34 protein-coding genes and 1 pseudogene are annotated in these 24,153 nt (G+C 65.0%); 1 reads left to right on the forward strand and 34 read right to left on the reverse strand.

Annotation, left to right across the window (positions count from 1 at the left end; genetic code table 11):
- Window positions 1-81 precede the first annotated feature (81 nt).
- The 5 genes from VRZ08_RS12665 to VRZ08_RS12685 form a co-directional block, all read right to left on the reverse strand.
- Window positions 82-501, reverse strand: coding sequence for a secondary thiamine-phosphate synthase enzyme YjbQ (locus VRZ08_RS12665; protein WP_414532754.1), 420 nt, complete (start codon window positions 499-501; stop codon window positions 82-84).
- 69 nt (window positions 502-570) lie between these two features.
- On the reverse strand, window positions 571-2,541 hold the full coding sequence (locus tag VRZ08_RS12670; protein WP_414532755.1) for a putative bifunctional diguanylate cyclase/phosphodiesterase: 1,971 nt from the start codon (window positions 2,539-2,541) through the stop codon (window positions 571-573).
- Between the two features lie 298 nt (window positions 2,542-2,839).
- Window positions 2,840-4,171, reverse strand: a complete 1,332-nt coding sequence (locus VRZ08_RS12675) for a replication-associated recombination protein A (protein WP_107356121.1) — start codon at window positions 4,169-4,171, stop codon at window positions 2,840-2,842.
- Between the two features lie 205 nt (window positions 4,172-4,376).
- Window positions 4,377-5,768 carry a DegQ family serine endoprotease gene (locus VRZ08_RS12680; protein WP_107345066.1) on the reverse strand — a complete coding sequence of 464 codons (1,392 nt, stop codon included), beginning with the start codon at window positions 5,766-5,768 and terminating at the stop codon, window positions 4,377-4,379.
- 82 nt (window positions 5,769-5,850) lie between these two features.
- Window positions 5,851-6,240 (reverse strand): winged helix-turn-helix transcriptional regulator, encoded by a 390-nt coding sequence (locus VRZ08_RS12685; protein ID WP_012496643.1) that lies wholly within the window; start codon window positions 6,238-6,240, stop codon window positions 5,851-5,853.
- Window positions 6,241-6,357: 117 nt separating this feature from the next.
- On the opposite strand from VRZ08_RS12685, the gene VRZ08_RS12690 reads away from it, so the two are divergent.
- The gene (locus tag VRZ08_RS12690) at window positions 6,358-7,374 is read left to right on the forward strand and encodes a zinc-binding alcohol dehydrogenase family protein (RefSeq protein WP_414532756.1); all 1,017 of its coding nucleotides are present in this window, start codon (window positions 6,358-6,360) and stop codon (window positions 7,372-7,374) included.
- Between the two features lie 236 nt (window positions 7,375-7,610).
- Here VRZ08_RS12690 and VRZ08_RS12695 read toward each other — a convergent pair whose 3' ends face one another.
- The 29 genes and pseudogenes from VRZ08_RS12695 to tuf all read right to left on the reverse strand — a co-directional run.
- Window positions 7,611-8,405 (reverse strand): SDR family NAD(P)-dependent oxidoreductase, encoded by a 795-nt coding sequence (locus VRZ08_RS12695; RefSeq protein WP_414532757.1) that lies wholly within the window; start codon window positions 8,403-8,405, stop codon window positions 7,611-7,613.
- Window positions 8,406-8,729: 324 nt separating this feature from the next.
- Window positions 8,730-9,149, reverse strand: coding sequence for a 50S ribosomal protein L17 (gene rplQ, locus VRZ08_RS12700; protein ID WP_264052660.1), 420 nt, complete (start codon window positions 9,147-9,149; stop codon window positions 8,730-8,732).
- A gap of 156 nt (window positions 9,150-9,305) precedes the next feature.
- Complete coding sequence (locus VRZ08_RS12705) at window positions 9,306-10,325, reverse strand: DNA-directed RNA polymerase subunit alpha (protein WP_107345070.1); 1,020 nt, start codon at window positions 10,323-10,325, stop codon at window positions 9,306-9,308.
- A 133-nt stretch (window positions 10,326-10,458) separates the two neighbouring features.
- Window positions 10,459-10,848 carry a 30S ribosomal protein S11 gene (gene rpsK, locus VRZ08_RS12710; protein WP_011158772.1) on the reverse strand — a complete coding sequence of 130 codons (390 nt, stop codon included), beginning with the start codon at window positions 10,846-10,848 and terminating at the stop codon, window positions 10,459-10,461.
- A gap of 130 nt (window positions 10,849-10,978) precedes the next feature.
- On the reverse strand, window positions 10,979-11,347 hold the full coding sequence (rpsM, locus tag VRZ08_RS12715) for a 30S ribosomal protein S13 (protein WP_011158773.1): 369 nt from the start codon (window positions 11,345-11,347) through the stop codon (window positions 10,979-10,981).
- Between the two features lie 184 nt (window positions 11,348-11,531).
- Window positions 11,532-12,656, reverse strand: a complete 1,125-nt coding sequence (locus tag VRZ08_RS12720) for an adenylate kinase (RefSeq protein ID WP_414532758.1) — start codon at window positions 12,654-12,656, stop codon at window positions 11,532-11,534.
- Window positions 12,653-13,984: a preprotein translocase subunit SecY gene (secY, locus tag VRZ08_RS12725; RefSeq protein ID WP_107345072.1), complete on the reverse strand. Its 1,332-nt coding sequence runs from the start codon at window positions 13,982-13,984 to the stop codon at window positions 12,653-12,655. The genes VRZ08_RS12720 and secY overlap by 4 nt, the downstream gene beginning before the upstream one ends.
- A gap of 152 nt (window positions 13,985-14,136) precedes the next feature.
- The gene (rplO, locus tag VRZ08_RS12730) at window positions 14,137-14,622 is read right to left on the reverse strand and encodes a 50S ribosomal protein L15 (protein WP_107345073.1); all 486 of its coding nucleotides are present in this window, start codon (window positions 14,620-14,622) and stop codon (window positions 14,137-14,139) included.
- Between the two features lie 12 nt (window positions 14,623-14,634).
- Window positions 14,635-14,829 carry a 50S ribosomal protein L30 gene (gene rpmD, locus VRZ08_RS12735; RefSeq protein ID WP_011158777.1) on the reverse strand — a complete coding sequence of 65 codons (195 nt, stop codon included), beginning with the start codon at window positions 14,827-14,829 and terminating at the stop codon, window positions 14,635-14,637.
- Window positions 14,830-14,887: 58 nt separating this feature from the next.
- Window positions 14,888-15,463 carry a 30S ribosomal protein S5 gene (gene rpsE, locus VRZ08_RS12740; protein ID WP_011158778.1) on the reverse strand — a complete coding sequence of 192 codons (576 nt, stop codon included), beginning with the start codon at window positions 15,461-15,463 and terminating at the stop codon, window positions 14,888-14,890.
- Window positions 15,464-15,523: 60 nt separating this feature from the next.
- Window positions 15,524-15,886: a 50S ribosomal protein L18 gene (gene rplR / locus VRZ08_RS12745; protein WP_107345074.1), complete on the reverse strand. Its 363-nt coding sequence runs from the start codon at window positions 15,884-15,886 to the stop codon at window positions 15,524-15,526.
- A gap of 11 nt (window positions 15,887-15,897) precedes the next feature.
- Complete coding sequence (gene rplF, locus VRZ08_RS12750; RefSeq protein ID WP_414532759.1) at window positions 15,898-16,431, reverse strand: 50S ribosomal protein L6; 534 nt, start codon at window positions 16,429-16,431, stop codon at window positions 15,898-15,900.
- Between the two features lie 112 nt (window positions 16,432-16,543).
- Complete coding sequence (gene rpsH, locus VRZ08_RS12755; protein WP_107345076.1) at window positions 16,544-16,942, reverse strand: 30S ribosomal protein S8; 399 nt, start codon at window positions 16,940-16,942, stop codon at window positions 16,544-16,546.
- Between the two features lie 15 nt (window positions 16,943-16,957).
- Window positions 16,958-17,263: a 30S ribosomal protein S14 gene (gene rpsN, locus VRZ08_RS12760; protein ID WP_012496648.1), complete on the reverse strand. Its 306-nt coding sequence runs from the start codon at window positions 17,261-17,263 to the stop codon at window positions 16,958-16,960.
- Window positions 17,264-17,306: 43 nt separating this feature from the next.
- On the reverse strand, window positions 17,307-17,864 hold the full coding sequence (rplE, locus tag VRZ08_RS12765) for a 50S ribosomal protein L5 (RefSeq protein WP_011158783.1): 558 nt from the start codon (window positions 17,862-17,864) through the stop codon (window positions 17,307-17,309).
- Window positions 17,857-18,171, reverse strand: coding sequence for a 50S ribosomal protein L24 (rplX, locus tag VRZ08_RS12770; protein ID WP_011158784.1), 315 nt, complete (start codon window positions 18,169-18,171; stop codon window positions 17,857-17,859). Before rplX ends, rplE begins: the two co-directional genes overlap by 8 nt.
- Window positions 18,171-18,539, reverse strand: coding sequence for a 50S ribosomal protein L14 (gene rplN / locus VRZ08_RS12775; protein WP_011158785.1), 369 nt, complete (start codon window positions 18,537-18,539; stop codon window positions 18,171-18,173). Before rplN ends, rplX begins: the two co-directional genes overlap by 1 nt.
- Window positions 18,540-18,602: 63 nt before the next feature.
- Window positions 18,603-18,851 carry a 30S ribosomal protein S17 gene (rpsQ, locus tag VRZ08_RS12780; RefSeq protein ID WP_013501923.1) on the reverse strand — a complete coding sequence of 83 codons (249 nt, stop codon included), beginning with the start codon at window positions 18,849-18,851 and terminating at the stop codon, window positions 18,603-18,605.
- 12 nt (window positions 18,852-18,863) lie between these two features.
- Window positions 18,864-19,073 carry a 50S ribosomal protein L29 gene (rpmC, locus tag VRZ08_RS12785; protein ID WP_011158787.1) on the reverse strand — a complete coding sequence of 70 codons (210 nt, stop codon included), beginning with the start codon at window positions 19,071-19,073 and terminating at the stop codon, window positions 18,864-18,866.
- A gap of 5 nt (window positions 19,074-19,078) precedes the next feature.
- Window positions 19,079-19,492 carry a 50S ribosomal protein L16 gene (gene rplP, locus VRZ08_RS12790; protein ID WP_011158788.1) on the reverse strand — a complete coding sequence of 138 codons (414 nt, stop codon included), beginning with the start codon at window positions 19,490-19,492 and terminating at the stop codon, window positions 19,079-19,081.
- Between the two features lie 32 nt (window positions 19,493-19,524).
- Window positions 19,525-20,232 carry a 30S ribosomal protein S3 gene (gene rpsC / locus VRZ08_RS12795; RefSeq protein WP_011158789.1) on the reverse strand — a complete coding sequence of 236 codons (708 nt, stop codon included), beginning with the start codon at window positions 20,230-20,232 and terminating at the stop codon, window positions 19,525-19,527.
- A gap of 22 nt (window positions 20,233-20,254) precedes the next feature.
- Window positions 20,255-20,638, reverse strand: a complete 384-nt coding sequence (gene rplV / locus VRZ08_RS12800; protein ID WP_414532760.1) for a 50S ribosomal protein L22 — start codon at window positions 20,636-20,638, stop codon at window positions 20,255-20,257.
- Between the two features lie 10 nt (window positions 20,639-20,648).
- Window positions 20,649-20,927 carry a 30S ribosomal protein S19 gene (rpsS, locus tag VRZ08_RS12805; RefSeq protein ID WP_011158791.1) on the reverse strand — a complete coding sequence of 93 codons (279 nt, stop codon included), beginning with the start codon at window positions 20,925-20,927 and terminating at the stop codon, window positions 20,649-20,651.
- Window positions 20,928-20,938: 11 nt separating this feature from the next.
- A complete protein-coding gene (gene rplB, locus VRZ08_RS12810; RefSeq protein WP_107345077.1) occupies window positions 20,939-21,775 on the reverse strand; it encodes a 50S ribosomal protein L2 in 837 nt (278 codons plus the stop codon).
- A gap of 13 nt (window positions 21,776-21,788) precedes the next feature.
- Window positions 21,789-22,088: a 50S ribosomal protein L23 gene (locus VRZ08_RS12815; RefSeq protein WP_011158793.1), complete on the reverse strand. Its 300-nt coding sequence runs from the start codon at window positions 22,086-22,088 to the stop codon at window positions 21,789-21,791.
- Window positions 22,085-22,705: a 50S ribosomal protein L4 gene (rplD, locus tag VRZ08_RS12820; RefSeq protein WP_107346648.1), complete on the reverse strand. Its 621-nt coding sequence runs from the start codon at window positions 22,703-22,705 to the stop codon at window positions 22,085-22,087. The genes VRZ08_RS12815 and rplD overlap by 4 nt, the downstream gene beginning before the upstream one ends.
- Before the next feature lies 1 nt (window position 22,706).
- Entirely contained in the window at window positions 22,707-23,432 is a 726-nt protein-coding gene (gene rplC / locus VRZ08_RS12825; protein ID WP_107345078.1) for a 50S ribosomal protein L3, read from the reverse strand.
- Between the two features lie 50 nt (window positions 23,433-23,482).
- On the reverse strand, window positions 23,483-23,791 hold the full coding sequence (gene rpsJ / locus VRZ08_RS12830) for a 30S ribosomal protein S10 (protein ID WP_002712302.1): 309 nt from the start codon (window positions 23,789-23,791) through the stop codon (window positions 23,483-23,485).
- A gap of 88 nt (window positions 23,792-23,879) precedes the next feature.
- Window positions 23,880-24,153: pseudogene (gene tuf / locus VRZ08_RS12835) on the reverse strand (elongation factor Tu); the annotation flags it as partial.

Below are 24,153 nucleotides of genomic sequence, written 5' to 3' on the forward strand. Positions count from 1 at the left end.
CGATGCGGTGATCGCTTTTGTTTTTCAGGGAGGATGGGAAACCGGAACTAACCGGGTCTTGCGCGCAGCCGCTGTATCATCTTAGTCGCCGATGATCTTGATCAGCACCCGCTTCCTGCGGCCGCCGTCGAATTCGCCGTAGAAGATCTGCTCCCAGGGGCCGAAGTCGAGCCGGCCTTCGGTGATCGCCACCACCACTTCGCGGCCCATCACCTGGCGCTTCATGTGCGCGTCGGCGTTGTCTTCGCCGGTGCGGTTATGGCGATACGACGACACCGGCTCGTGCGGGGCGAGCTGCTCGAGCCATTTCTCATAATCGGCGTGCAGCCCGCTCTCGTCGTCGTTGATGAACACCGAGGCGGTGATGTGCATGGCGTTGACCAGCACCAGGCCCTCGCGCATGCCACTGTCGCGCAGCGCCTGCTCGACCTCGCCAGTGATGTTGATGAACGCCCGCCGCCCCCGGGTCTGAAACCACAGCTCCTTGCGATACGACTTCATCGCGCGGTTCTCCTTCTGCGTGTGATCGGTTGCAGCGAACCATGCGGCGGCCGCGGCGCGGCATCAAGCCTAGGCGAGCTGCCGCTCGCTGCGCCGCTCTTCATCGAGCCCGGCGAGCCACGCCACCGCGTCGGCGGCGCGCATCGGGCGGCCGTACAGCCAGCCCTGGCCGTAGGAGCAGCCGAGCATCCGCAGCGTCTCGGCTTCGCCCTGGCTTTCGACGCCCTCGGCGATGATGCGGTGGCCGAGCGGCCGCGCCACCGCGGTGATCGCGGCGATCAGCTGCTGGTTCTGGCGGTTGGCGCTGACGCCGTGCACGAACGAGCGGTCGATCTTGATGGTGTCGAGCGCCACGCTCATTAAATTCGAGATCGACGAATGACCGACGCCGAAATCGTCGATCGCCAGCCCAAAGCCGTAATGCTCGATGCGCTGCAATTCGCGGGCGCACTGCTTGGGATCGAACAGCGCTTCCTCGGTGATCTCGATCTCGATCCGGTGCGGATCGATGCCGTGGCGCTGCGTCAGGTCCATCAGGATCTTGGCCGGCGAATGCAACGTCAGCTCGCGCGGCGAGACGTTGACCGCGACATTGACCGGCGGCGCGCCGCTGGCGTCGAGCGCGCGCAGGAAGTCGCACGCCGCATCGCCGATAAACGACAGCAGCCGCGCCGAAAGCTGCAGCCGGATCGCGGCATGGATGATGTCCGGCGGCGGGATCAGCCCGGCGGTCGGATGGCGCCAACGCAGCAGCGCCTCGAACCCGACCACCTGTCCGGTGGCGAGCACCACCTGCGGCTGGAATTCGAGATGCAGCTCGCCGCGGGCCAGCGCGCCCGGCAGATCGCCGTCGATACAGCGCTGCAGCAGAAATTCCTCCTGCATCCGCGCGTCGAACAGCCGGATGCAGGCGCGGCCGTCGTCCTTGGCGCGGTACAGCGCCGCGTCGGCGCGGGAGAACACGTCCTCGACATCGATCGGGCCGCCCGGATGCGCCGCGATGCCGATCGAGCAACTGATCGCCAGCGGCTGGCCCGCGACCCGCAGCGGCCGCGTCAGCGCGCCGCTCAGCCGCCGCGCCAACGCCAGCGCCCGCGCGGCGACGTCGTCGCCCTGCAGCACCACGATGAACTCGTCGCCGCCGAGCCGCACCGGCAGATCGTGCGGCCCACAGGATGAGCGCAGCAGTTCGGCCACCGCGGCGATCACGCGGTCGCCGGCGTCGTGGCCGCGGGTGTCGTTGATGGTCTTGAAGTTGTCGACGTCGAACAGCACGAAGGCGACGCCCTGCCCCGAGCGGCACGCCGCCGCCGCGGCGTCGCGGAAGTGACTGCGGTTGGCCAGCCCGGTGAGCGGATCGGCGCGCGCGATCTGCTCCAGCGCACGGTTCGAATTCAGCACTTCGTTGTTGGCGCTCGCCAGTGAATTGGCGAGATCGGTCGCCTCCAGCGCGGTCATCTGGCTGGCGGTGAACTCACGCTCGCCGCCGATCGCGGCACGGAACAGCATGAAGGTGAGGAACACGCCGTCGAACAGGATGATGTAGTCGGAGCTGTTACCGGACATCATCATCCGGAACAGCGTCGCCGCCATCACCGGCGTCGCAAAGGCGAGCGCGACGGGCGAATAGGCGGCGCCCTGAATGATCGCGCCGGTGGTGGCGCCGATCATGATGAAGGTGACGTAGTCGAGGCCCTGCTGGGCCGAGAACACGCCGACGGCGGCCGGCACGAAGCCCCACAACAAACCGCTGGCGAGCGCCAGCAGCGTCAAATGGCGCAGCACCTGATACGGCGCGGTGTCGACCGCCCCGCTCGTTGCCAATCGCGACACCCACCAGGCGCGGAACAGCGCCAGCGCGATCGCGACACCGAGCCACCACAGGATCGGCGTCTCGCCGTTCTCGCGATACAGCAGCGCCGCCAGCGACAGCGCGATCGCGATGTTGGAGATCAAGGTGAGCCGGACATTGCGCAGCGCCGTGCGGGCCTGGGCCTTGGCGAGAGCGATCGCCTTGAAGCTGCTGTCGGCGCGGGTCATGCGGCAAACGATCGGTGATGGGAAATGCGGCTGATCTTCACGTCAGCTAATCAACCAGCGGCTTTTTAACATTGGCTTTGCACGCAGCGGTAAAATGACTGCGCCATGACAATCCAAACCGATTGGTTTCCGGTTTGGAAAGATCAGCCAGCCAAAGCGGCCGCGGACGACGGCATTCGGCCTTCGCGTGCGCTGAGCGGCCAGCACCCCGCCTCTCGACGCTCGAATGCAACTAATACGCAGATATCAATGTGATTTGAGTACGGGGAACTCGCCGCAACTGCGAACAAGTTGCGGACTAACTGCCCTTGGCGCCGCGCAGCTTGGCCCAATAGTCCAACCGCTTGCGGATCTCGCGCTCGAAGCCGCGGTCGGGCGGATCGTAGAAAGTCTGGCGGCCGAGCGTTTCCGGGAAGTAGTCCTGGCCGGAGAAACCCTCCGGGGTGTCGTGGTCGTACTGATAGCCCGAGCCGTAGCCTTCGTTCTTCATTAGTCCGGTCGGAGCATTGAGGATGTGCTTGGGCGGCAGCAGCGAGCCGGCCTGCTTGGCGAGCCGCATCGCCGATTTGTAGGCGGTGTAGGCGGCGTTGGATTTCGGCGCGGTGGCGACGTAGATCACCGCCTGTGCGATCGCCAGCTCGCCTTCCGGGCTGCCGAGGAAATCGTAAGCGTCCTTGGCGGCGTTGGCGATCACCAGCGCCTGCGGATCGGCCATGCCGACGTCCTCGACCGCCATCCGCACCACCCGCCGCGCCAGGAACAGCGGGTCCTCGCCGGCGTCGAGCATCCGGCACAGATAGTACAGCGCCGCATCCGGATCGGAGCCGCGCACCGACTTGTGCAGCGCCGAGATCAGATTGTAGTGGCCGTCGGCGCTCTTGTCGTAGATCGGCGCGCGGCGCTGCAGGATCTCCTGAAGCTGCGCGGCATTGAACACTTCGCCCTCGCGGGCCGAGCGCCAGACTTCCTCAGCGAGCGTCAGCGAGGCGCGGCCATCGCCGTCGGCCATCCGCGCCAGCACCGCCCGCGCCTCGTCGTCGAGCGGCAGCTTGCGGCCTTCGACGGCTTCCGCCTTGGCGAAGAGTTGCTCGATCGCGGCCGCATCGAGCGGCTTGAAAATCAGCACGCGCGCCCGGGACAGAAGCGCCGCGTTGAGTTCGAACGACGGGTTCTCGGTGGTGGCGCCGACCATCACCACGGTGCCGTCTTCCATCACCGGCAGAAACGAGTCCTGCTGCGCCTTGTTGAAGCGGTGCACCTCGTCGACGAACAGCAACGTGCCGCGGCCCATCTCGCGGCGGGCGCGCGCAGCGTCGAACACCTTCTTCAGATCGGCGACGCCGGAGAACACCGCCGAGATCTGTTCGAACTGCAGCTCGGTGGCGTCGGCGAGCAGCCGCGCGACGGTGGTCTTGCCGGTGCCGGGCGGGCCCCAGAACACCAGCGAGCCAAGCGTGCGGGTCTGTAGCATCCGCGTCAGCGCGCCGTCCGGGCCGAGGATGTGATCCTGGCCGACCACGTCGGCGAGCGAGCGCGGCCGCAACCGATCCGGCAACGGACGCGGCGCCTCCCGCTCCAGCCCGGCGGCGGCGAACAGGTTCTCGGATTGCTGCGGGCGCTTCGGGCTCATGCGGCCCTCTGCTCCTTCTCCCCGCGCGCGGGGAGAAGGTCGGGATGAGGGGGCGTATCCCCGGGGCCGAGCGGCTCGGCTGTTACTACTCGCTGAGACTCTGCCGTGTGGAGACGCCCCCTCACCCGCTCATCGAACTGCGTTCGATGAGCGACCTCTCCCCGCACGCGGGGAGAGGTTTGGACACGCCTCGCTGCGTGACGGCTCATCCGCCCAGGGTGACTTGGATCTGCTGGCCGCCGCGGACCAGCATGATGCGCCACAGCCGCGCCGTCTGGCCGGCGACGCGTTCGAGGTCGCTGGTCTTGGCGATCCGGGTGTTGTTGACCGCGACGATGATATCGCCCTTCTGGAAGCCGACATTCGCCGCGGTGCTGTCTTCTGGAAGCTCGGTGACCACGACGCCTTCGACGCTGGGATCGAGCCGCATCTCATCGGCGATCGCCGGCGAGATGTTGGCGATCTTGGCGCCCTGGAACGGCGAGCGCGAGGTGATCACCAGCTCGTCGCGGCCGGAATCCGGCGCGGTCTCGAGCGGGATCGACAGCTTCACCGCCTTGCCGCTGCGCTGCACGTCGAGCTGCGCGGCACCGCCGAGCGGACGGGTGGCAAAGCGATAATCGAACGCGTTCGGATCATCGATCGCAAAGCCGTCGATCGACACGATCAGGTCGGACAGCTTCAGCCCTGCCCGCTCCGCCGGGCTGCCCTTGGTGACGCTGGCGACCAGCGCACCGCCCGGCCGCTTCAGCCCGAGGGTTTCGGCGATCTCCGGCGTCACCGCCTGCAGTCGCGCGCCGAGCCACGGCCGCTTCACGGCCTTGCCGCCGCTCTTGGCCGAGGCGACCACGACGCGCACCATGTTGGCGGGGATCGCGAAGCCGATGCCCTGCGAGCCGCCCGAGCGCGAGAAGATCGCGGTGTTGATCCCAACCAGCTTGCCCGAGACATCGACCAGCGCGCCGCCGGAATTGCCGGGATTGATCGCCGCGTCGGTCTGGATGAAGAACTGATAGTCGGTGATACCGACCTGGGTCCGCGCCAGCGCCGAGACGATGCCGTGCGTCACGGTCTGACCGACGCCGAACGGGTTGCCGATCGCCAGCACCACGTCGCCGACCATCAGGTCGTCGGAGTTGGCGAAGTCGAGCGTGGCAAACTTCTCCTTGGTGTCCTTGAGCCGTAGCACCGCCAGATCGGTGCGGCTGTCCTTTAGCACGATCTCGGCTTCGAACTCGCGCTTGTCGGCGAGCGCGACCTTGACCTGATCGGCGCCCTCGATGACGTGGTTGTTGGTGACGACCAGGCCCGAGGCGTCGACCATCACGCCCGAGCCGAGCGAGCGCTGGATCTGCTCCGGCTGGCCGGGCACGCCGAAGAACCGGCGGAAGATCGGATCTTCCAGCAGCGGATTGCGGTTCTGCACCACCTTGGCGGCATAGACGTTCACGACCGCCGGCTGCACGTGTTGCACGATCGGCGCGTAGGACAGCTTCAGCTCCGCCGGCGACGACGGCACCCGCCGATCCTGCGCCGCGAGCGGCGTGGTGAGGGCGAGTGACACACAGAGGACGGCGAAGGTGCGGATCGGGTTCATGCGGGAATCCGTTACAGGGGCATCGATGGCGCAGCAGATATAGTCCGCCGGCCCAGCCAGGAGAAGGAAAAGCGGCCGGCGCTCACGCCGGCTGAGCCTCGGCGGTTTCGGACGGCGGCTCGGCGGCGCGCGGCGCGAGCTGCTGCTGGCGGGCACGGTGTTCCTCGCCCCAGCGCTTGAGCGCGTCGATCACCGGGCGCAGCCGCTCGCCGGTTTCCGACAGCGCGTATTCCACCCGCGGCGGCACCTCGGCGAACACCTCGCGGGTGATCAGGTCGTCGTCTTCCAGAGCGCGCAGCTGCTTGGTCAGCATCCGCTGGGTGATGCCCGGCATCCGCCGGCGCAGCTCCCCGAACCGCAGCCGGCCGTCCTGCAGATGGTACAGGATGACGCCCTTCCACTTGCCGTCGATCAGGTCGAGCGTCACCTCGACCGAGCAGCCCGGCGCACAGGCAAAGTTGCGACGTTTCATGCGGAGTGGCCCAATAGTATCCGATCGGTGACTATATCCCCGAAACGACAGTACTTGCAATAAACGCCAGTGAAGGCGACCTTGCACAGCGACAAACGTCCCTGCACGGAGCCCACCATGAAAGCTGTCGGCTACACCAAGAGCCTCCCGATCGAAGATCCGGACGCGCTGCTCGATCTTGAGCTGCCCACGCCCGAGCCGGGTCCACGCGACCTGCGGGTGGCGGTGAAGGCGATCTCGGTCAATCCGGTCGACTTCAAGGTGCGCAAGCGCGCCGCCCCGCCCGCCGGCGAACACAAGATCCTCGGCTACGACGCAGCCGGCGTGGTCGAAGCGGTCGGCGCCGAGGTGACGCTGTTCCGGCCGGGCGACGAGGTGTTTTACGCCGGCTCGATCCAGCGGCCGGGCACCAATGCCGAACTGCATCTGGTCGACGAGCGCATCGTCGGCCGCAAGCCGAAGACGCTGGGCTTTGCCGAGGCCGCGGCGCTGCCGCTGACCTCGATCACCGCTTGGGAATTGCTGTTCGACCGGCTCGGCGTGGTGCCGAGCAAGGCGTTCGATCCGCGCACGCTGCTGATCGTCGGCGGCGCCGGCGGCGTCGGCTCGATCCTGATCCAGCTCGCGCGCCGCCTCACCGGACTGACCATCATCGCCACGGCATCGCGGCCCGAAACGCAGGCATGGTGCCTCGACCTTGGCGCCCACGCGGTGATCGATCACTCCAAGCCGATGAAGCCGCAGGTCGACGCGCTGAAGCTGCCGCCGGTCGCGCTGATCGCCAGCCTCACCGGCACCGAAGGGCACTTCGCAAGCCTGATCGATATCCTGGCGCCGCAGGGCAAGATCGGCCTGATCGACGATCCGGCGGCACTGAACCCGATGCTGCTGAAGCCGAAATCGGCGTCGCTGCATTGGGAAGCGATGTTCGCCCGCTCCTCGTACCAGACCGCCGACATGATCGCGCAGCACGATTTGCTCGACGAGGTCGCCGGCCTGATCGACACCGGCGTGCTGCGGACGACTCATCAGCAAACCTTCGGCACCATCACCGCCGCCAACCTGAAACGCGCGCATGCCCTGCTGGAGAGCGGCACGTCGATCGGGAAGATCGTGCTGGAGGGGTGGGGTTAGGCGCTCTTCAACGAGCGCCGTGCCCGCGTCGCCCTCACCCCACCCCTCTCCCGCAAGCGGGAGAGGGAGCACGCTGCCGACGTGGCGGGGCTGCGGATGAACGCGGCGTAGGATTGCTGTTAGTTCGGAAATTGTGACGGGATCATTTCATCCGCTCCGAATGCGGCGAGCTCCCTCTCCCGCTTGCGGGAGAGGGTTGGGGTGAGGGCTGCCGCGGGCAGTGACTCGAGAACCAACTACGCGATCGTCTGCAGCAGGCCGCCTTCGGCCCGCAGTGCGGCGCCGTTGGTGGCGGCGGCTTCCTTCGAGCTGACATAGACCACCATGTTGGCGATCTCTTCGACGGTAGCGAAGCGCTGGATCAGTGAGCCGGGGCGATGCTGCTTGATGAAGTTTGCGGCGGCTTCGCTCTCCGACTGGCCATTCTGCTTGGCAAGATCGGCCACGAAGGTCTGCACGCCTTCGCTCATCGTCGGCCCAGGCATCACCGCATTCACCGTCACCGCGGTGCCGCGGGTGAGTTCGGCGAGGCCGCGCGAGACCGAAAGCTGCGCGGTCTTGGTCATGCCGTAGTGGATCATCTCCTTTGGAATCATCAGTGCAGACTCCGAGGCGATGAAGACGATGCGGCCCCAGTTGCGTTTCAGCATCGCGGGCATATAGGCGCGCGACAGCCGCACGCCGCTCATCACGTTGACGTCGAAGAAGCGCTGCCAGTCTTCGTCCGGGATATCGAAGAACGGCTTCGGCTCGAAGATGCCGGTGTTGTTGATCAGGATATCGACGTCGGGCTGGGCGGCGACCAGTTTGGCGCAGCCGTCCGCGGTCGAGACATCGGCCGCAACGCCGGTGATCTTGCCGCCCTTGGCGACCTTGGAAACCGCGGCGACCGCCGCATCGACCTTGGCCTGGCCGCGGCCGTTGATCACCACGTTAGCGCCGGTCGCCGCGAGGCCCTTGGCGATGGCGTGGCCGATACCGGCGGTCGAGCCGGTGACGAGCGCGGTCTTGCCGGAAAGATCGATGTGCATGGAGTGCTCCTGTTGCGTTGCTATGCACGCAGCTAAGTAACGATCACGCCGTTGCAATCGTCATGCAAGACCGAGCTGATCAACCTTCCGTTTGTCATTCCGGGGCGCGCGGCGCGCGAGCCCGGAATCCATAACCACTGAGCATCCGTATCTCTCAGCGTTGCCGCATCGAGCGCGAACGCAAGGCTGGGAGTATGGATTCCGGGCTCGCGAGCTGCGCTCGCGCCCCGGAATGACGAACGAGAGGACGTCGCTTATGCCGCAACGAAAAAGGCGGCGCCTTGCGGCACCGCCTTTTGAAAACTCAGACTGGAAGGAAGCCGCTTACGCCGCTTCGGCTTCGCCGCTGTCCTGCGTCGGGCCCGAATCCTTGCCCTTGGCGTCTTCGTCGCGGTCGACGAATTCGATCACCGCCATCGCGGCATTGTCGCCGTAGCGGAAGCCGGCCTTGATGATGCGGGTGTAGCCGCCGTTGCGGTCCGCGTAGCGCGGCGCCAGCACGTCGAACAGCTTCTTGACCTGCTCGATGTCGCGCATTTCGGCGATCGCCTGGCGGCGCTTGTCGAGGCCGCCCTTCTTGCCGAGGGTGACCAGCTTCTCGACGATCGGCCGCAGCTCCTTGGCCTTCGGCAGCGTGGTGACGATCTGCTCGTGCTTGATCAGAGCGGCGCACATGTTGGCGAACATCGCCTTGCGGTGTTCGGCCGTGCGGTTGAGCTTCCGATGAACCTTGCCGTGCTTCATGTTGTCAGTCCTTCACTCGATGATACCCGACGGTTCGTCGGAGTTGCAGGCGGGCTACCTGCGTTCGCCCTGGTGGAGCCTCACCCTTCGAGAGCGGCAGCGCCGCTCCTGCAGGCCGAGGAAGAGGCCTCATGGCGAACCATGAGGCCGAGTTGCTTAGTAGTGATCTTCGAAGCGCTTGGCGAGCTCGTCGATGTTCTCCGGCGGCCAGCCCGGCACTTCCATGCCGAGATGCAGGCCCATCTGCGCCAGCACTTCCTTGATCTCGTTCAGCGACTTGCGGCCGAAGTTCGGGGTGCGGAGCATTTCCGCTTCCGACTTCTGCACCAGGTCGCCGATGTAGACGATGTTGTCGTTCTTCAGGCAGTTCGCCGAACGCACCGACAGCTCGAGCTCGTCCACCTTCTTGAGGAAGGCCGGGTTGAAGGCGAGATCCGGAATGATCTCCTGAGTGACTTCCTTGCGCGGCTCTTCGAAGTTGACGAAGACGTTGAGCTGATCCTGCAGGATGCGGGCGGCGAACGCCACCGCGTCTTCCGGCGAGATCGCGCCGTTGGTCTCGACCGTCATGGTGAGCTTGTCGTAGTCGAGGATCTGGCCCTCGCGGGTGTTCTCGACCTTGTACGACACCTTGCGGACCGGCGAGTACAGGCTGTCGACCGGGATCAGGCCGATCGGCGCGTCCTCGGGACGGTTGCGCTCGGCGGCGACGTAGCCCTTGCCGGTGTTGACGGTGAACTCCATGCGGATCTCGGCGCCGTCGTCCAGCGTGCAGAGCTGCAGGTCGGGGTTCAGCACGACGATGTCGCCGACGGTCTGGATGTCACCAGCGGTGACGACGCCCGGACCCTGCTTCTTCACGACCATCCGCTTCGGGCCTTCGCCCTGCATCTTCAGCGAGATGTCCTTGATGTTCAGCACGATGTCGGTGACGTCTTCGCGCACGCCGGCGATCGAGGAGAACTCGTGCAGCACGCCGTCGATGTGGACCGACTGCACCGCCGCGCCCTGCAGCGACGACAGCAGCACGCGACGCAGCGCGTTGCCGAGCGTCTGGCCGAAGCCGCGCTCGAGCGGTTCGGCGACCAGCGTCGCGAACCGGGTGGCATCGCTCCCGGGGGTGACCTGGAGCTTGTTCGGCCGAATCAATTCCTGCCAATTTTTCTGGATCGTCACTGTGTCACCTTCCTGGCCAGGCGATCGAGCCGGGGCCCCGGCGCATCGCTGCTAGCATTGGAAACTGCGGATCAATCCGCGGGAAACAACGAATGGAATCGCCGGCGGGGTGAACACCGCCGGCGAACAAAACTCAGACGCGACGACGCTTACGCGGACGGCAACCGTTGTGCGGGATGGTGGTGACGTCGCGGATCGAGGTCACCGTAAAACCCGCCGCCTGCAGCGCGCGCAGCGCCGACTCACGGCCCGAACCGGGGCCCGCCACCTCGACTTCGAGGGTGCGCATGCCGTGCTCCTGCGCCTTCTTGGCGACGTCCTCGGCCGCGACCTGCGCAGCGTACGGGGTCGACTTGCGCGAGCCCTTGAAACCCATCGTGCCGGCCGAGGACCAGGCAATCGCATTGCCCTGCGCGTCGGTGATGGTGATGGTCGTGTTGTTGAACGACGAATTCACATGCGCGATGCCGGAGGCGATGTTCTTGCGCTCGCGACGGCGAATGCGGGTGGCGTCCTTGGCCATAGTCTACCTTTCTACGTGATCTCAACGCCGCCGTAACGCCAGCGGCTCCACCGAAACGGCGAATGGCGAACAACGAGTGGCGAATAGGGGAAGTCCCCTACTCGCCATTCGCCATTCGCAACTCGCAAACTTACTTCTTCTTGCCCGCGATCGCCTTCGCCGGACCCTTGCGGGTGCGGGCGTTGGTGTGGGTGCGCTGACCGCGCACCGGCAGGCCGCGACGATGACGCAGGCCGCGATAGCAGCCGAGGTCCATCAGACGCTTGATGTTCATGCCGGTCTCACGGCGAAGGTCACCCTCGACCAGATAGTCGCGGTCGATCACTTCGCGGATCTGCAGCACCTCGGCGTCGCTGAGCTGATTGACGCGACGATCGAGCGGGATCTTCACCTTCTCCAGGATGTCGGCCGCGTTCTTCTGACCGATGCCATGGATGTACTGAAGCGCGATCAGGACGCGCTTGTTGGTCGGGATATTCACGCCGGCTATACGGGCCACAGACTTCTCTCCTGTCACCGGCCTAAGCCGGTCAATTCCTTGCTCTCTCGGGCGGCGTTCACAAACGCGAACACGACGCCGACCCCTCGCTCAGTTTTGGGGCCCGGCATCGTCTGAAACCTATCCGACGGGATATCGGGCCTTATTAAAGGATTCAGTTTCGCTTCGTCAACCGAATCCCAATTCAAGCTCGCTTCTTCGTGACCTTTTTGGCCTTCTTGTTGCCGCGCGCCGGGGCCTTGGCAACCGCCTTGGCCTTCGAGGTCGCGGCGGCCTTTTGGGTCGCCTTCTTGCCAGCCGCCTTCTTACCGGCTGCCGATTTGGCCGCACCCTTGGCGGCCTTCACGACTGCTTTGGCGGCCTTTTTGCCAGCCTTTGCAACAGCTTTGGCCGCCTTCTTCAGACCGGCCTTCGCGGTCTTGCCGACCGCAGCCTTGCCTGCCTTGGAAGCGGCCGGCTTGCCGGCGGCCTTCTTGGCAACGGCGGACTTGCCTGAAGCCTTCTTGCCAACCGTCTGTTTGGCCGCAGACTTCTTGGCTGAAGCCTTCTTGGCCGAATCGGCCTTCGCGCCCGACTTGGCGGCGGGCTTCGCCACGGCCTTCTTCGGGGCCTTGGCCTTGGTTGCAGCCTTGGCCCCCTTGGCCTTGGTCGCAGCCTTTTTGGCGCCGGTCTTGACCGTGCGCTTGGCGCGGGAGGCCTTGATCCCCTTCTTGGCATCCGCAGCACGGACAGCCTCGAGCACTCGGCCGATCTCGCGGGTGACTTCGTCGATCGTCATCATGCCGTCGACGGTCAGCAGCTTGCGCTTCTCGGAGTAGTAGTCGACCAGCGGCTCGGTCTGCGCCCGGTAGGCGGACAGACGCTTGGCCAGCGCTTCGGCGTTGTCGTCGGGGCGCGGCTCCTCGCCGCGGGCGCGCATCTCGGCGACGCGGGTCTCGACCCGGTCGAGCAGCGCGCCCTCATTGACCCTGAGCTCGACCACGGCGTCGAGATCGAAGCCCTTGTCCTTGAGCAGACGGTCGAGCGCCTCGGCCTGCGGCACGGTGCGCGGGAAGCCGTCGAGGATGAAACCCTGCGCGGCGTCGTCCTGATCGATTCGGTCGGAGATGATCCCGATCACCACCTCGTCCGGCACCAGACCGCCGGCCGCCATGATGTCCTTGGCCTTGAGGCCGATCGGCGTGCCGGCCGCGACCGCGGCGCGCAGCATGTCGCCGGTGGAGAGCTGCACGATGCCGTGCCGCTCGACCAGTCGGCCCGCCTGCGTGCCCTTGCCCGCGCCTGGCGGTCCGAGGAGGATCAGTCTCATTTCTTGCGCCCCCGCAACTTCGACTTCTTGATCAGGCCTTCATACTGGTGAGCCAGCAGATAGCCTTGCACCTGCGCCACCGTATCCATCGTCACGCTGACGACGATCAGAAGCGAAGTTCCGCCGAAATAGAACGGGACCGAGGCGTAGGAAATCATGATCTCCGGGATCAAGCAGACGATCGCCAGGTAGATCGCACCGACCACGGTGATGCGCGACAGCACGTAGTCGATGTACTCGGCGGTGCGCTCGCCCGGCCGGATGCCCGGGATGAAGCCGCCGTGCTTCTTCAGATTGTCCGCGGTCTCGGTCGGGTTGAACACGATCGCGGTGTAGAAGAACGCGAAGAACACGATCATGCCGATGTAGAACAGCAGGAACAGCGGCCGGCCGTGACCGAACTGGGTCACGATCCACTGGAACCACTCCGGCCCGCTGCCGGCGTTGAAGTTCGCGATCGTGGTCGGCAGCAGCAGCAGCGACGACGCGAAGATCGGCGGAATCACGCCCGAGGTGTTGAGCTTCAGCGGCAGATGCGAGGACTGGCCCTCGAACATCTTATTGCCGACCTGGCGCTTCGGATACTGGATCAGCAGCCGTCGCTGCGCCCGCTCCATGAACACGATGAAGGCGATCACGACGACGGCCATCACCAGCACGACCAGGATCAGGCCGGTCGACAGCGCGCCCTGACGGCCGAGCTCGAGCATATTGGCGAGCGCCGAAGGCAGCTCGGCGACGATACCGGCAAGAATGATCAGCGAAATGCCGTTGCCGATGCCGCGCGAGGTGATCTGCTCACCCAGCCACATCAGGAACATGGTGCCGCCGGTCAGCGTGATCGTGGTCGACAGCCGGAAGAACATGCCCGGGTCAGACACCACATTACCCGCGCCTTCGAGGCCGACGGCGATGCCGTAGGACTGAAACAGCGCCAGGATCACGGTGAGGTAGCGGGTATATTGATTGAGCGTCTTACGGCCGCTCTCGCCTTCCTTCTTCAGCGCTTCGAGCTGCGGCGACACGGTGGTCAGCAGCTGCACGATGATCGATGCCGAGATGTACGGCATGATGTTGAGCGCGAAGATCGCCATGCGGTGGATGCCGCCGCCGGCGAACATGTTGAACATGCCGAGGATGCCGCCAGCCTGCTGGCGGAACACCTGCTCCCACACGTTCGGATCGATTCCCGGCAGCGGGATGTAGGTGCCGAAGCGGTACACCAGCAGCGCGCCGAGCGTGAACCAGATCCGCTTCTTCAGCTCTTCGGCTTTACCAAGCGCCGAAAAGTTGAGGTTTGCCGCTAGTTGTTCAGCTGCTGAGACCATATCCGGCTTTCTCCCGCGCTGCTCGTCCCGATCCGCCGCCGGATGCGGCGGTCGGGTCGGCGCCGGGCCTCAATTTGGTGCGCGCGTGTCGAAAAATCCACCGTACCGGCGAAGCCGGGCGCCCGCTTTAACAGCGGGCGCTGACAGGGATATTACGCCGCCTCGCCTTCTTCCGCCTTCGGGGCGAGGATCTTCACCGAACCGCCGGCCTTTTCGACCGCGGCGATCGCCGACTTGGTCGCACCGTGCACTTCGATGTTCAGCTTCGCGGTGAGCTCACCGCGGCCGAGCAGACGAACGCCGTCCTTGGCGCGGCGCAGAACGCCCGCCTCGACCAGCGCCGCGGCATCGACCACCTTGCCGGCGTCGATCGCCTTGGCATCGACGGCCTCCTGGAGGCGGTCGAGATTCACTTCGGCGAACTCGAGCGCGAAGATGTTGTTGAAGCCACGCTTCGGCAGGCGACGATGCAGCGGCATCTGACCGCCTTCGAAGCCCTTGATGCGCACGCCCGAACGCGCGGTCTGGCCCTTGCCGCCACGGCCGCCGGTCTTGCCCTTGCCCGAACCGATGCCGCGGCCGATCCGCATGCGCTTCTTGCGCGAACCGACGTTGTCGGCGATCTCGCTGAGCTTCATCGCCCTGTCTCCTTACTTCTCGTCGACGACGCGGACGAGGTGTTGCACCTTGCCGATCATGCCGCGAACTTCAGGGGTGTCCTGCAGTTCGGCGACGCGGCCGATCTTGTTCAGCTTCAGGCCGATCAGCGTCTCGCGCTGCGAGTGATGGCGCCGAATCGGGCTGCCGATCTGCTCGACCTTGATCATGTTTGCGGCCTTGGCCATCTCGTTCACTCCGATCGCGTCTTGTCAGAAGACCGCGTGATCGCCCTCGATCACGCTGTTATTCGGCCACCACTTCGGCATCGCCGCCGACGCGGCGGGCCTGCAGAGTGGAAACCTTGATGTTGCGGCGCGCGGCAACCGAACGCGGCGAGTCGAGGTGCTTCAGCGCGTCGAAGGTGGCGCGAACCATGTTGTAGGGGTTCGACGAACCGACCGACTTCGCGACCACGTCGGCGATGCCGAGGGTCTCGAACACCGCACGCATCGGACCGCCGGCGATGATGCCGGTACCGGCCGGGGCGGCGCGGAGATAGACGCGGCCAGCGCCGTGACGGCCCGCGATGTCGTGATGCAGGGTGCGGCCCTCGCGCAGCGCGACGCGGGTCAGGTTGCGCTTCGCCGACTCGGTGGCCTTGCGGATCGCTTCCGGCACTTCGCGCGCCTTGCCGTGGCCAAAGCCGACCCGGCCCTTCTGATCGCCGACCACGACCAGCGCAGCGAAGCCGAAGCGCTTGCCGCCCTTCACCACCTTCGCCACACGGTTGATGTGGACGAGCTTGTCGACGAACTCGCTGTCGCGCTCCTCGCGCTCCCTGCTCCGTTCGCGTCCGCCGCGTTCGCGTTCAGCTGCCATGGTGTGTTCCAATCCTTGCGAGGCTCGCGCCCCGATCCTGGTATCCGTTCAAACCGAAATTTAGAAGCTCAGGCCGCTCTCGCGGGCCGCATCTGCCAGGGCCTTGACGCGCCCGTGATACAGATAGCCGCCGCGGTCGAACACGACTTCCTTGACGCCCTTCTCCACCGCACGCTCGGCAACCAGCTTGCCGACGGCCTTGGCGGCGTCGATGTTCGCGCCGGTGTTGCCGGCCTCGCGCATCGTCTTCTCCAGCGACGAGGCCGAAGCGAGCGTCTCGCCCTTGGCGTCGTCGATCACCTGGGCATAGATGTGCTTGGACGAGCGGAACACCGACAGCCGCGGACGGCCGTTGGCGGTGCGCCGCAGCGCAGTCCGGACCCGGTTGGTGCGCCGGGCATTCGTAACCTTCATCTTCGACATGACCGGCTCCGTTACTTCTTCTTGCCTTCCTTGCGGAAGATGAATTCGTCGGCGTAACGCACGCCCTTACCCTTATACGGCTCCGGCGGACGGTAGTCGCGGATCTCGGCGGCGACCTGACCGACCTTCTGAGAGTCGATGCCGGCGACGTTGATCTCGGTCGGCTTCGGCACCGTGATGGTGATGCCTTCCGGGATGTCGTACAGCACGTCGTGGCTGTAGCCGAGCGCGAGCTGCAGCTTCTTGCCCTGCATCGCCGCGCGATAGCCGACGCCGGTGATCTCGAGCTTCTTCTCGAAGCCCTTGGTGACGCCTTCCACCAGATTCGCGATCTGAGCGCGAGCCGTCCCGTACAGCGCACGGGCACGATTGGTCTCGTGCCGCGGCGCCACCCTGACCGCACCGTCCTCGAACTTCACGTCGACGTCGTCGTGCACGACGAACTGAAGCTGGCCCTTCGGCCCCTTCATCTTGACGGTCTGTCCCTCGACGGTCGCCGTCACCCCAGACGGGACCGTGACGGGCTTCTTGCCAACGCGTGACATGGTCGATCCTTCTTAACCCTGCATCATCCGGCGAATTCCCGCCCGGGACGATGCGCCAATTTCCGCTCTTTCGCGCGCCCGGGCCGGACCGTCCGGCCGTTCGCGCTTTCGATTAGAACACCGTGAACAGAACCTCGCCGCCGACATTGGCGTCGCGGGCGTCGTGATCGGCCATGATCCCCTTCGGGGTCGACAGCACCGAGATGCCGAGGCCGTTGTTGACGCGCGGCAAGTTCTTCACCGAGGCGTAGACCCGACGGCCCGGGCGCGACACGCGCTCGATTTCGCGGATCACCGGCTCGCCGTCGAAATACTTCAGCTCGATCTCGAGCTCGCTGCGGCCCGACGGATGCTCGACGGTGGCGTAGCCGCGGATGTAGCCCTCGGACTTCAGCACATCGAGAACGTTGGCGCGCATCTTGGAGCCCGGGGTCGAAACCTTGGACTTGGACCGCATCTGCGCGTTGCGGATGCGGGTGATGAGATCGCTGATCGGATCGTGCGTAGACATCTGACGACCCTCCCCTTACCAGCTCGACTTCACGAGGCCCGGAACCAGGCCGCGCGAACCGAGATCGCGGATCGCGATACGGCTGAGCTTGTTGAGACGATAGACCGAACGCGGACGGCCGGTGAGGTCGCAGCGGTTACGGATGCGAGTCGCCGACGAGTTGCGCGGCATCTCGGCGAGCTTCAGCGTGGCCGCGAAGCGCTCTTCCATCGGCTTCGACTTGTCGGCGATGATGGCCTTCAGACGCGCGCGCTTCGGCGCAGCGTTCTTGGTCATCTTCTTCCGGCGGTTGTTCTTCTCGATCGCACTCTTCTTTGCCATATCAGGCTCCTGGGTTTCCGCGTTTGAGAGGCTTTTCAGCGTCTCACTGCCGGAACGGGAAATTGAAAGCGGTGAGTAGCGCACGCGCCTCGTCGTCGGTCCGCGCGGTGGTGCACACCGTGATGTCCATGCCCCACGACTCGCCGGTCTTGTCGAAGTCGATTTCGGGGAAAATGATGTGCTCCTTGATGCCGAGCGAATAGTTGCCGCGGCCGTCGAAGCTCTTCGGGTTCAGCCCGCGGAAGTCGCGGACGCGCGGCAGCGCGACCGTGATCAGGCGGTCGATGAACTCGTACATCCGCGCCTGGCGCAGCGTCACCTTGCAGCCGATCGGCTGGTTTTCGCGCAGCTTGAAGGTCGAAATCGCGACGCGCGAATAGGTGATGACGGCCTTCTGACCGGCGATCAGCGACAGATCCGCTGCCGCCTGCTCGGCCTTCTTGCGGTCGTTCACCGCCTCGCCCACGCCCATGTTCAGCACGACCTTGTCGAGCTTCGGAACCTGCATGACGTTGGCGTAGCCGAACTTCTCAGTCAGCTGGGTGCGGATGTGGCGGTCGTATTCCGTGCGCAGCCGCGGAACGTAAGCGGTCTCAGCCATCGATCTCTGCTCCCGAACGCTTGGCAACGCGGACCTTCTTGCCGTCCGCGAGAATCTTGAATCCGACGCGGGTCGGCTTGCCGTCCTTGCCGACGATCGCGATGTTCGACAGGTCGATCGGCGCCTCTTTCGAGATGATGCCGCCTTCCTGGGTCTGGGTCTGCTTCTGGTGACGCTTGACCACGTTGATGCCGCGAACCAGCGCCTTGCCGGCGTCCGGACGGACTTCAAACACCTCGCCGGTGCGGCCCTTGTCGCGACCGCTCAGCACGATCACCTTGTCACCCTTACGGATCTTGGCGGCCATCACAGCACCTCCGGCGCCAGCGAAATGATCTTCATGTGGTTCTTCGCACGCAGCTCGCGCGGCACCGGCCCAAAGATACGGGTGCCGATCGGCTCGGACTGATTGTTGATCAGAACGGCGGCGTTGCGGTCGAAACGGATGACGGAGCCGTCGGCGCGGCGGATGTCCTTGCGGACACGGACCACCACGGCCTTCATCACGTCGCCCTTCTTCACCTTGCCCCGCGGAATCGCTTCCTTGATCGAGACCACAATGACGTCACCCACGGTCGCATACCGGCGCTTGGATCCCCCAATCACCTTGATGCACATGACACGGCGTGCGCCTGAATTGTCGGCCACGTCGAGGTTGGTCTGCATCTGAATCATTGATGCACCTCGTCCTCTCTCTGCTGCGCTATTCGCGCGCTAAACTGATGCGCAAATGCGCGCTTAGGCGGTCTTCTTCGGTTCGCCCCGGACGACGGTCCAGCGCTTCAACTTGGAGATCGGCTTGCTCTCTTCGATCCACACCATGTCGCCCGGCTTGAACTGGTTGTTCTCGTCGTGCGCGTGGTAGTTCTTCGAGCGCCGGATGGTCTTCTTGTAGATCGGGTGAGTGAAGCGGCGGTCGACGCGCACCACGATCGTCTTTTCTTGCTTGTCGCTGACGACCACGCCCTGCAGGGTCCTCTTCGGCATGTCTAAAGGTCCTTACTTCGTCTTGCCGGCGCGCTTCTGCGCGGCGATGGTCTTGATGCGAGCGATGTCGCGGCGAGCCTCGCGCAGCCGAGAGGTGTTCTCGAGCTGACCGGTGGCGCGCTGGAAGCGCAGGTTGAAGCGTTCCTTCTTGAGCGACAGAATCGCGTCGTCCATCTGGTCTTCGCTCATCGCACGGATGTCGGCAGTCTTCATCTCAGCCATGAGGATTACTCCGCGATACGCGCGACGAAGCGCGTCTTGATCGGCAGCTTGGCGGCGGCCAGGGTCAGCGCCTCCCGAGCGATCTGCTGGTTGACGCCGTCGATCTCGAACATCACCCGGCCCGGCTTGACGCGCGCGACCCACAATTCCGGCGAACCCTTGCCGGAGCCCATGCGGACTTCGGCCGGCTTCTTCGACACCGGAAGATCGGGGAACACGCGGATCCAGACGCGGCCGGCACGCTTCATGTGACGGGTCAGCGCACGACGGGCGGCTTCGATCTGACGCGCGGTGATCCGCTCCGGCTCCATCGCCTTCAGGCCGAACTGGCCGAAAGCCAGGGTCGCGCCCGAGGACGCAACGCCGTGAATGCGGCCCTTGTGCGCCTTACGGAACTTGGTTCTCTTTGGTTGCATCATGGCTTTACGCCCTCAATTCGAATTCTGCGCGATCAGGCGGCGTCGCGGCGCGGACGGGACGAACCGCCACCATCGCCTTCGGCCATGCGCTTGTCCTGGGCCATCGGATCGTGCTCGAGGATCTCACCCTTGAAGATCCAGACCTTGACGCCGCAGGTGCCGAAGGTCGTGAACGCGGTCGCAACGCCGTAGTCGATGTCGGCGCGCAGGGTGTGCAGCGGCACGCGGCCTTCGCGGTACCACTCCATACGGGCGATTTCGGCGCCGCCGAGGCGGCCCGAGCAGTTGATCCGGATGCCTTCGGCGCCGAGACGCATCGCCGACTGCACCGCCCGCTTCATCGCGCGGCGGAACGCAACGCGGCGCTCGAGCTGCTGCGCGATCGACTCGGCGACCAGGGTCGCGTCGAGCTCGGGCTTGCGGATTTCGACGATGTTGATCACCACGTCCGAAGAGGTGATGTCGGCAACCTTCTTACGCAGCTTGTCGATGTCGGCGCCCTTCTTGCCGATCACCACGCCGGGACGCGCCGAGTGGATCGTCACGCGGCACTTCTTGTGCGGGCGCTCGATCACGATACGCGCGACCGCCGCCTGCTTCAGTTCCTTGTGCAGGATCTCGCGGATCTTGACGTCCTCGTGCAGCAGCTTGCCGTACTCGTTCTTGCCGGCGAACCAACGGGAATCCCACGTCCGGTTGATACCCAGCCGCAGCCCGATCGGATTGATCTTTTGACCCATCGAAAGTCTCCCGCGCCTTCGCTTAAGCGCTTGCTTCTTCGACCTGACGAACGACGATCGTCAGCTGCGCGAAGGGTTTGAAAATACGGCCCGAGCGACCACGGCCGCGCGGGGTGAAACGCTTCATCACGATGCCCTTGCCGACGTGGGCCTCGGAGACGACCAGCGCATCGACGTCGAGGTCGTGATTGTTCTCGGCGTTGGCGATAGCCGATTCGAGGCACTTCTTAACATCGACTGCGATCCGCTTGCGCGAAAACGCGAGTTCGGCGAGAGCCGCCGACGCCTTGCGGCCGCGGATCAGTTGGGCGACCAGGTTGAGCTTCTGCGGAGAGACGCGAAGCATCCTGGCGACAGCCTTCGCCTCGTTATCAGGCAGGCTACGTTCGCGCTTGGGTTTGCTCATCGTCTCGTCCTCAACCCTTCTTCGACTTCTTGTCGCCGGCGTGGCCGTGGAAAGTGCGGGTCGGCGAGAACTCGCCGAACTTGTGACCCACCATTTCCTCGTTCACCGACACCGGGACGTGCTTCTGGCCGTTGTAGACGCCGAAGGTCAGGCCGACGAACTGCGGCAGGATGGTCGAGCGACGGCTCCAGATCTTGATTACGTCGTGACGGCCCGACGCACGCGCGGCATCGGCCTTCTTCAGCAGCGAGGCCTCGACGAACGGGCCCTTCCAGACTGAGCGAACCATGTCCGGCTTCCTTACTTCTTCTTCCGCTTGTGGCGGCTGATGAGGATGAACTTGTCGGTCGACTTGTTCGAACGGGTCTTCTTACCCTTGGTCGGCTTGCCCCACGGGGTGACCGGGTGACGGCCGCCCGAGGTGCGGCCTTCACCGCCGCCGTGCGGGTGGTCGATCGGGTTCATGACGACGCCGCGGTTATGCGGGCGACGGCCGAGCCAGCGCTTACGACCGGCCTTGCCGATCGAGATGTTCATGTGGTCCGGGTTGGACACCGCACCGATCGCCGCGATGCAGCGGCCGTGAACCAGGCGCTGTTCGCCCGAGTTCATGCGCAGGATCACGTAGTCGTGGTCGCGACCGACGATCTGAGCATAGGTACCGGCCGAACGCGCCAGCTGGCCGCCCTTGCCGATCTTCAGCTCGACGTTGTGCACGATGGTGCCGATCGGCATGTTGCCCAGCGGCATGACGTTGCCCGGCTTCACGTCGACATAGGCGCCCGCAATCACGGTGTCACCGACCGCCAGACGCTGCGGCGCCAGGATGTAGGCCTGCTCACCGTCTTCGTACTTGATCAGCGCGATGAAGGCGGTGCGGTTCGGATCGTATTCCAGACGCTCGACCTTGGCCGGAACGTCGACCTTGGTGCGCTTGAAATCGACGATGCGGTAGGTCTGCTTGTGACCGCCACCGCGGAACCGAACGGTGATGCGGCCGGTGTTGTTACGACCGCCGTTCGAGTTCTTGCCTTCGGTCAGCCGCTTGACCGGCTTGCCCTTGTACAGCGCCGAACGATCAACCATCACCAGCTGGCGCTGGCCCGGCGTCGTGGGATTAAAGGTCTTCAATGCCATGGTCGGTCCCGCCTCACAGTCCGGTGGTGACGTCGATGCGGTGGCCCTCTTCCAAGGTCACGACCGCACGCTTGACGTCCGACTGCGTGCCGAAGGTGCCGCGGAAGGCCTTGGTCTTGCCCTTGCGCACCAGCGTGTTCACGCTCTTCACCTTGACGTCGAACAGCTTTTCGACGGCTTCTTTGATTTGCGGCTTGGTCGCGCCGCCCTGCACCTTGAACACGACCTTGTTGTGTTCGGACGCCATCGTGGACTTTTCAGTCACGACCGGCGCAACGATCACGTCGTAATGGCGCGGATCGATGGATTTCATTTGAAGCGCGCCTCCAACGCATCGACCGCCGCCTTGGTCAGCACCAGCTTCTTGCGGCGCAGAATGTCATAGACGTTGATGCCCTGAACCGGCAGCACGTCGATGTTCGGGATGTTGCGGGCCGCCGCGGCGAAACCGTTGTTCACCTCGGCACCGTCGATGATCAGCGCGCTCTCGAGGCCGAGGCCCGAGAAGTGACCGACCAGCGTCTTGGTCTTGGCGGCTTCGAGCTCGGCCTTGTCGAGCACGATCAGACCGCCGCCCTTGGCCTTCGCCGACAGAGCATGACGCAGCGCCAGGATACGCACCTTCTTCGGCAGGTCGATGGCGTGCGAACGCACCACCGGGCCGAAGGCGCGACCGCCGCCACGGAACTGCGGAACCCGCTGCGAACCGTGACGAGCACCGCCGGTGCCCTTCTGCTTGTACATCTTCTTGCCGGTGCGCCAGACTTCGGCGCGGCCCTTCGCCTTGTGGGTGCCGGCCTGCCGCTTCGCGAGCTGCCAGATCACACAACGCTGAATGATGTCGGTGCGCGGCTCCAGACCGAAGATCTCGTCGGAGAGCTGGACCGAACCGGCTTCCTTACCCTCGAGGGTGGTGACTTTCAGTTCCATCTCACGCACCTTCCTGCTCGGCGGCCGGCGCTTCCGCGGCCGCATCGCCATTGGCGAGCCGGAACTTGCCCGGCTTCGGCGCATCCGCCGGCAGCGCCTTCTTCACCGCGTCACGCACGCGGATCCAGCCACCCTTGGTGCCGGGCACAGCGCCCTCGACCAGGATCAGCCCGCGCTCGACATCGGTCTGCACCACCCGCAGGTTGAGCGTGGTGACGCGATCGACGCCCATATGGCCCGGCATCTTCTTGTTCTTGAAGGTCTTGCCGGGGTCCTGACGACCACCGGTCGAACCGATCGAGCGGTGCGACACCGACACGCCGTGGGTGGCGCGCAGACCGCCGAAGTTCCAGCGCTTCATACCGCCGGCGAAGCCCTTACCGGTCGAAGTGCCGGTGACGTCGACGAACTGGCCGACGACGAAGTGATCGGCCTGGATCTCGGCGCCGACCGGGAGCAGCGAATCCTCGGAAACGCGGAACTCCTCGACCTTACGCTTCGGCTCGACCTTGGCGGCGGCGAACTGGCCGCGCTCGGCCTTCGGCATATACACGGTCTTGCGCGAGCCGGAACCGACTTGCAGCGCCACGTAGCCATTCTTCTCAGTGGTGCGGTGGCCCAACACCTGGCAATTGCCAAGCTTCAGCACGGTCACAGGGATATGCTCGCCGGCCTCTGTAAAGACCCGCGTCATCCCGACCTTCTGTGCGATCACTCCGGAGCGCATCGGCGTGCTTCCTGTTCTTTCTGTCCGTTCGATAACCGGACGTTACAATCTCAGAGCTTGATTTCGACGTCGACGCCGGCGGCCAGGTCGAGCTTCATCAGAGCATCGACGGTCTGCGGGGTCGGGTCGACGATGTCGAGCAGGCGCTTGTGAGTGCGCATCTCGAACTGCTCGCGGCTCTTCTTGTCGACGTGCGGCGAACGGTTGACGGTGAACTTCTCGATCCGGGTCGGCAGCGGGATCGGCCCACGCACCTGCGCACCGGTTCGCTTCGCGGTGTTGACGATCTCACGGGTCGACGTATCGAGAATCCGATGGTCGAACGCCTTGAGGCGAATGCGAATATTCTGGCCGTTCATTGCCGTATTCTTTCTTTCGTGTCGCGAATGGTGAGTAGTGAGCAGCGGACGGACATCCGTCCGCCGCCCTCTATTCGCTATTCCCCGCTTACTCGATGATCGCGGCGACGACGCCGGCGCCCACCGTGCGGCCGCCTTCGCGGATGGCGAAGCGCAGCTTTTCTTCCATCGCGATCGGCACGATCAGGTGCACTTCCATCGCGATGTTGTCGCCCGGCATCACCATCTCGGTGCCTTCCGGCAGGTGCACCACACCGGTCACGTCGGTGGTGCGGAAGTAGAACTGCGGACGGTAGTTGGTGAAGAACGGGGTGTGGCGGCCGCCCTCTTCCTTGGTCAGGATGTAGGCTTCGGCCTTGAAC

The sequence above is a fragment of the Rhodopseudomonas sp. G2_2311 genome (genome assembly GCF_047501505.1).
Lineage (GTDB): Bacteria > Pseudomonadota > Alphaproteobacteria > Rhizobiales > Xanthobacteraceae > Rhodopseudomonas > Rhodopseudomonas palustris_H.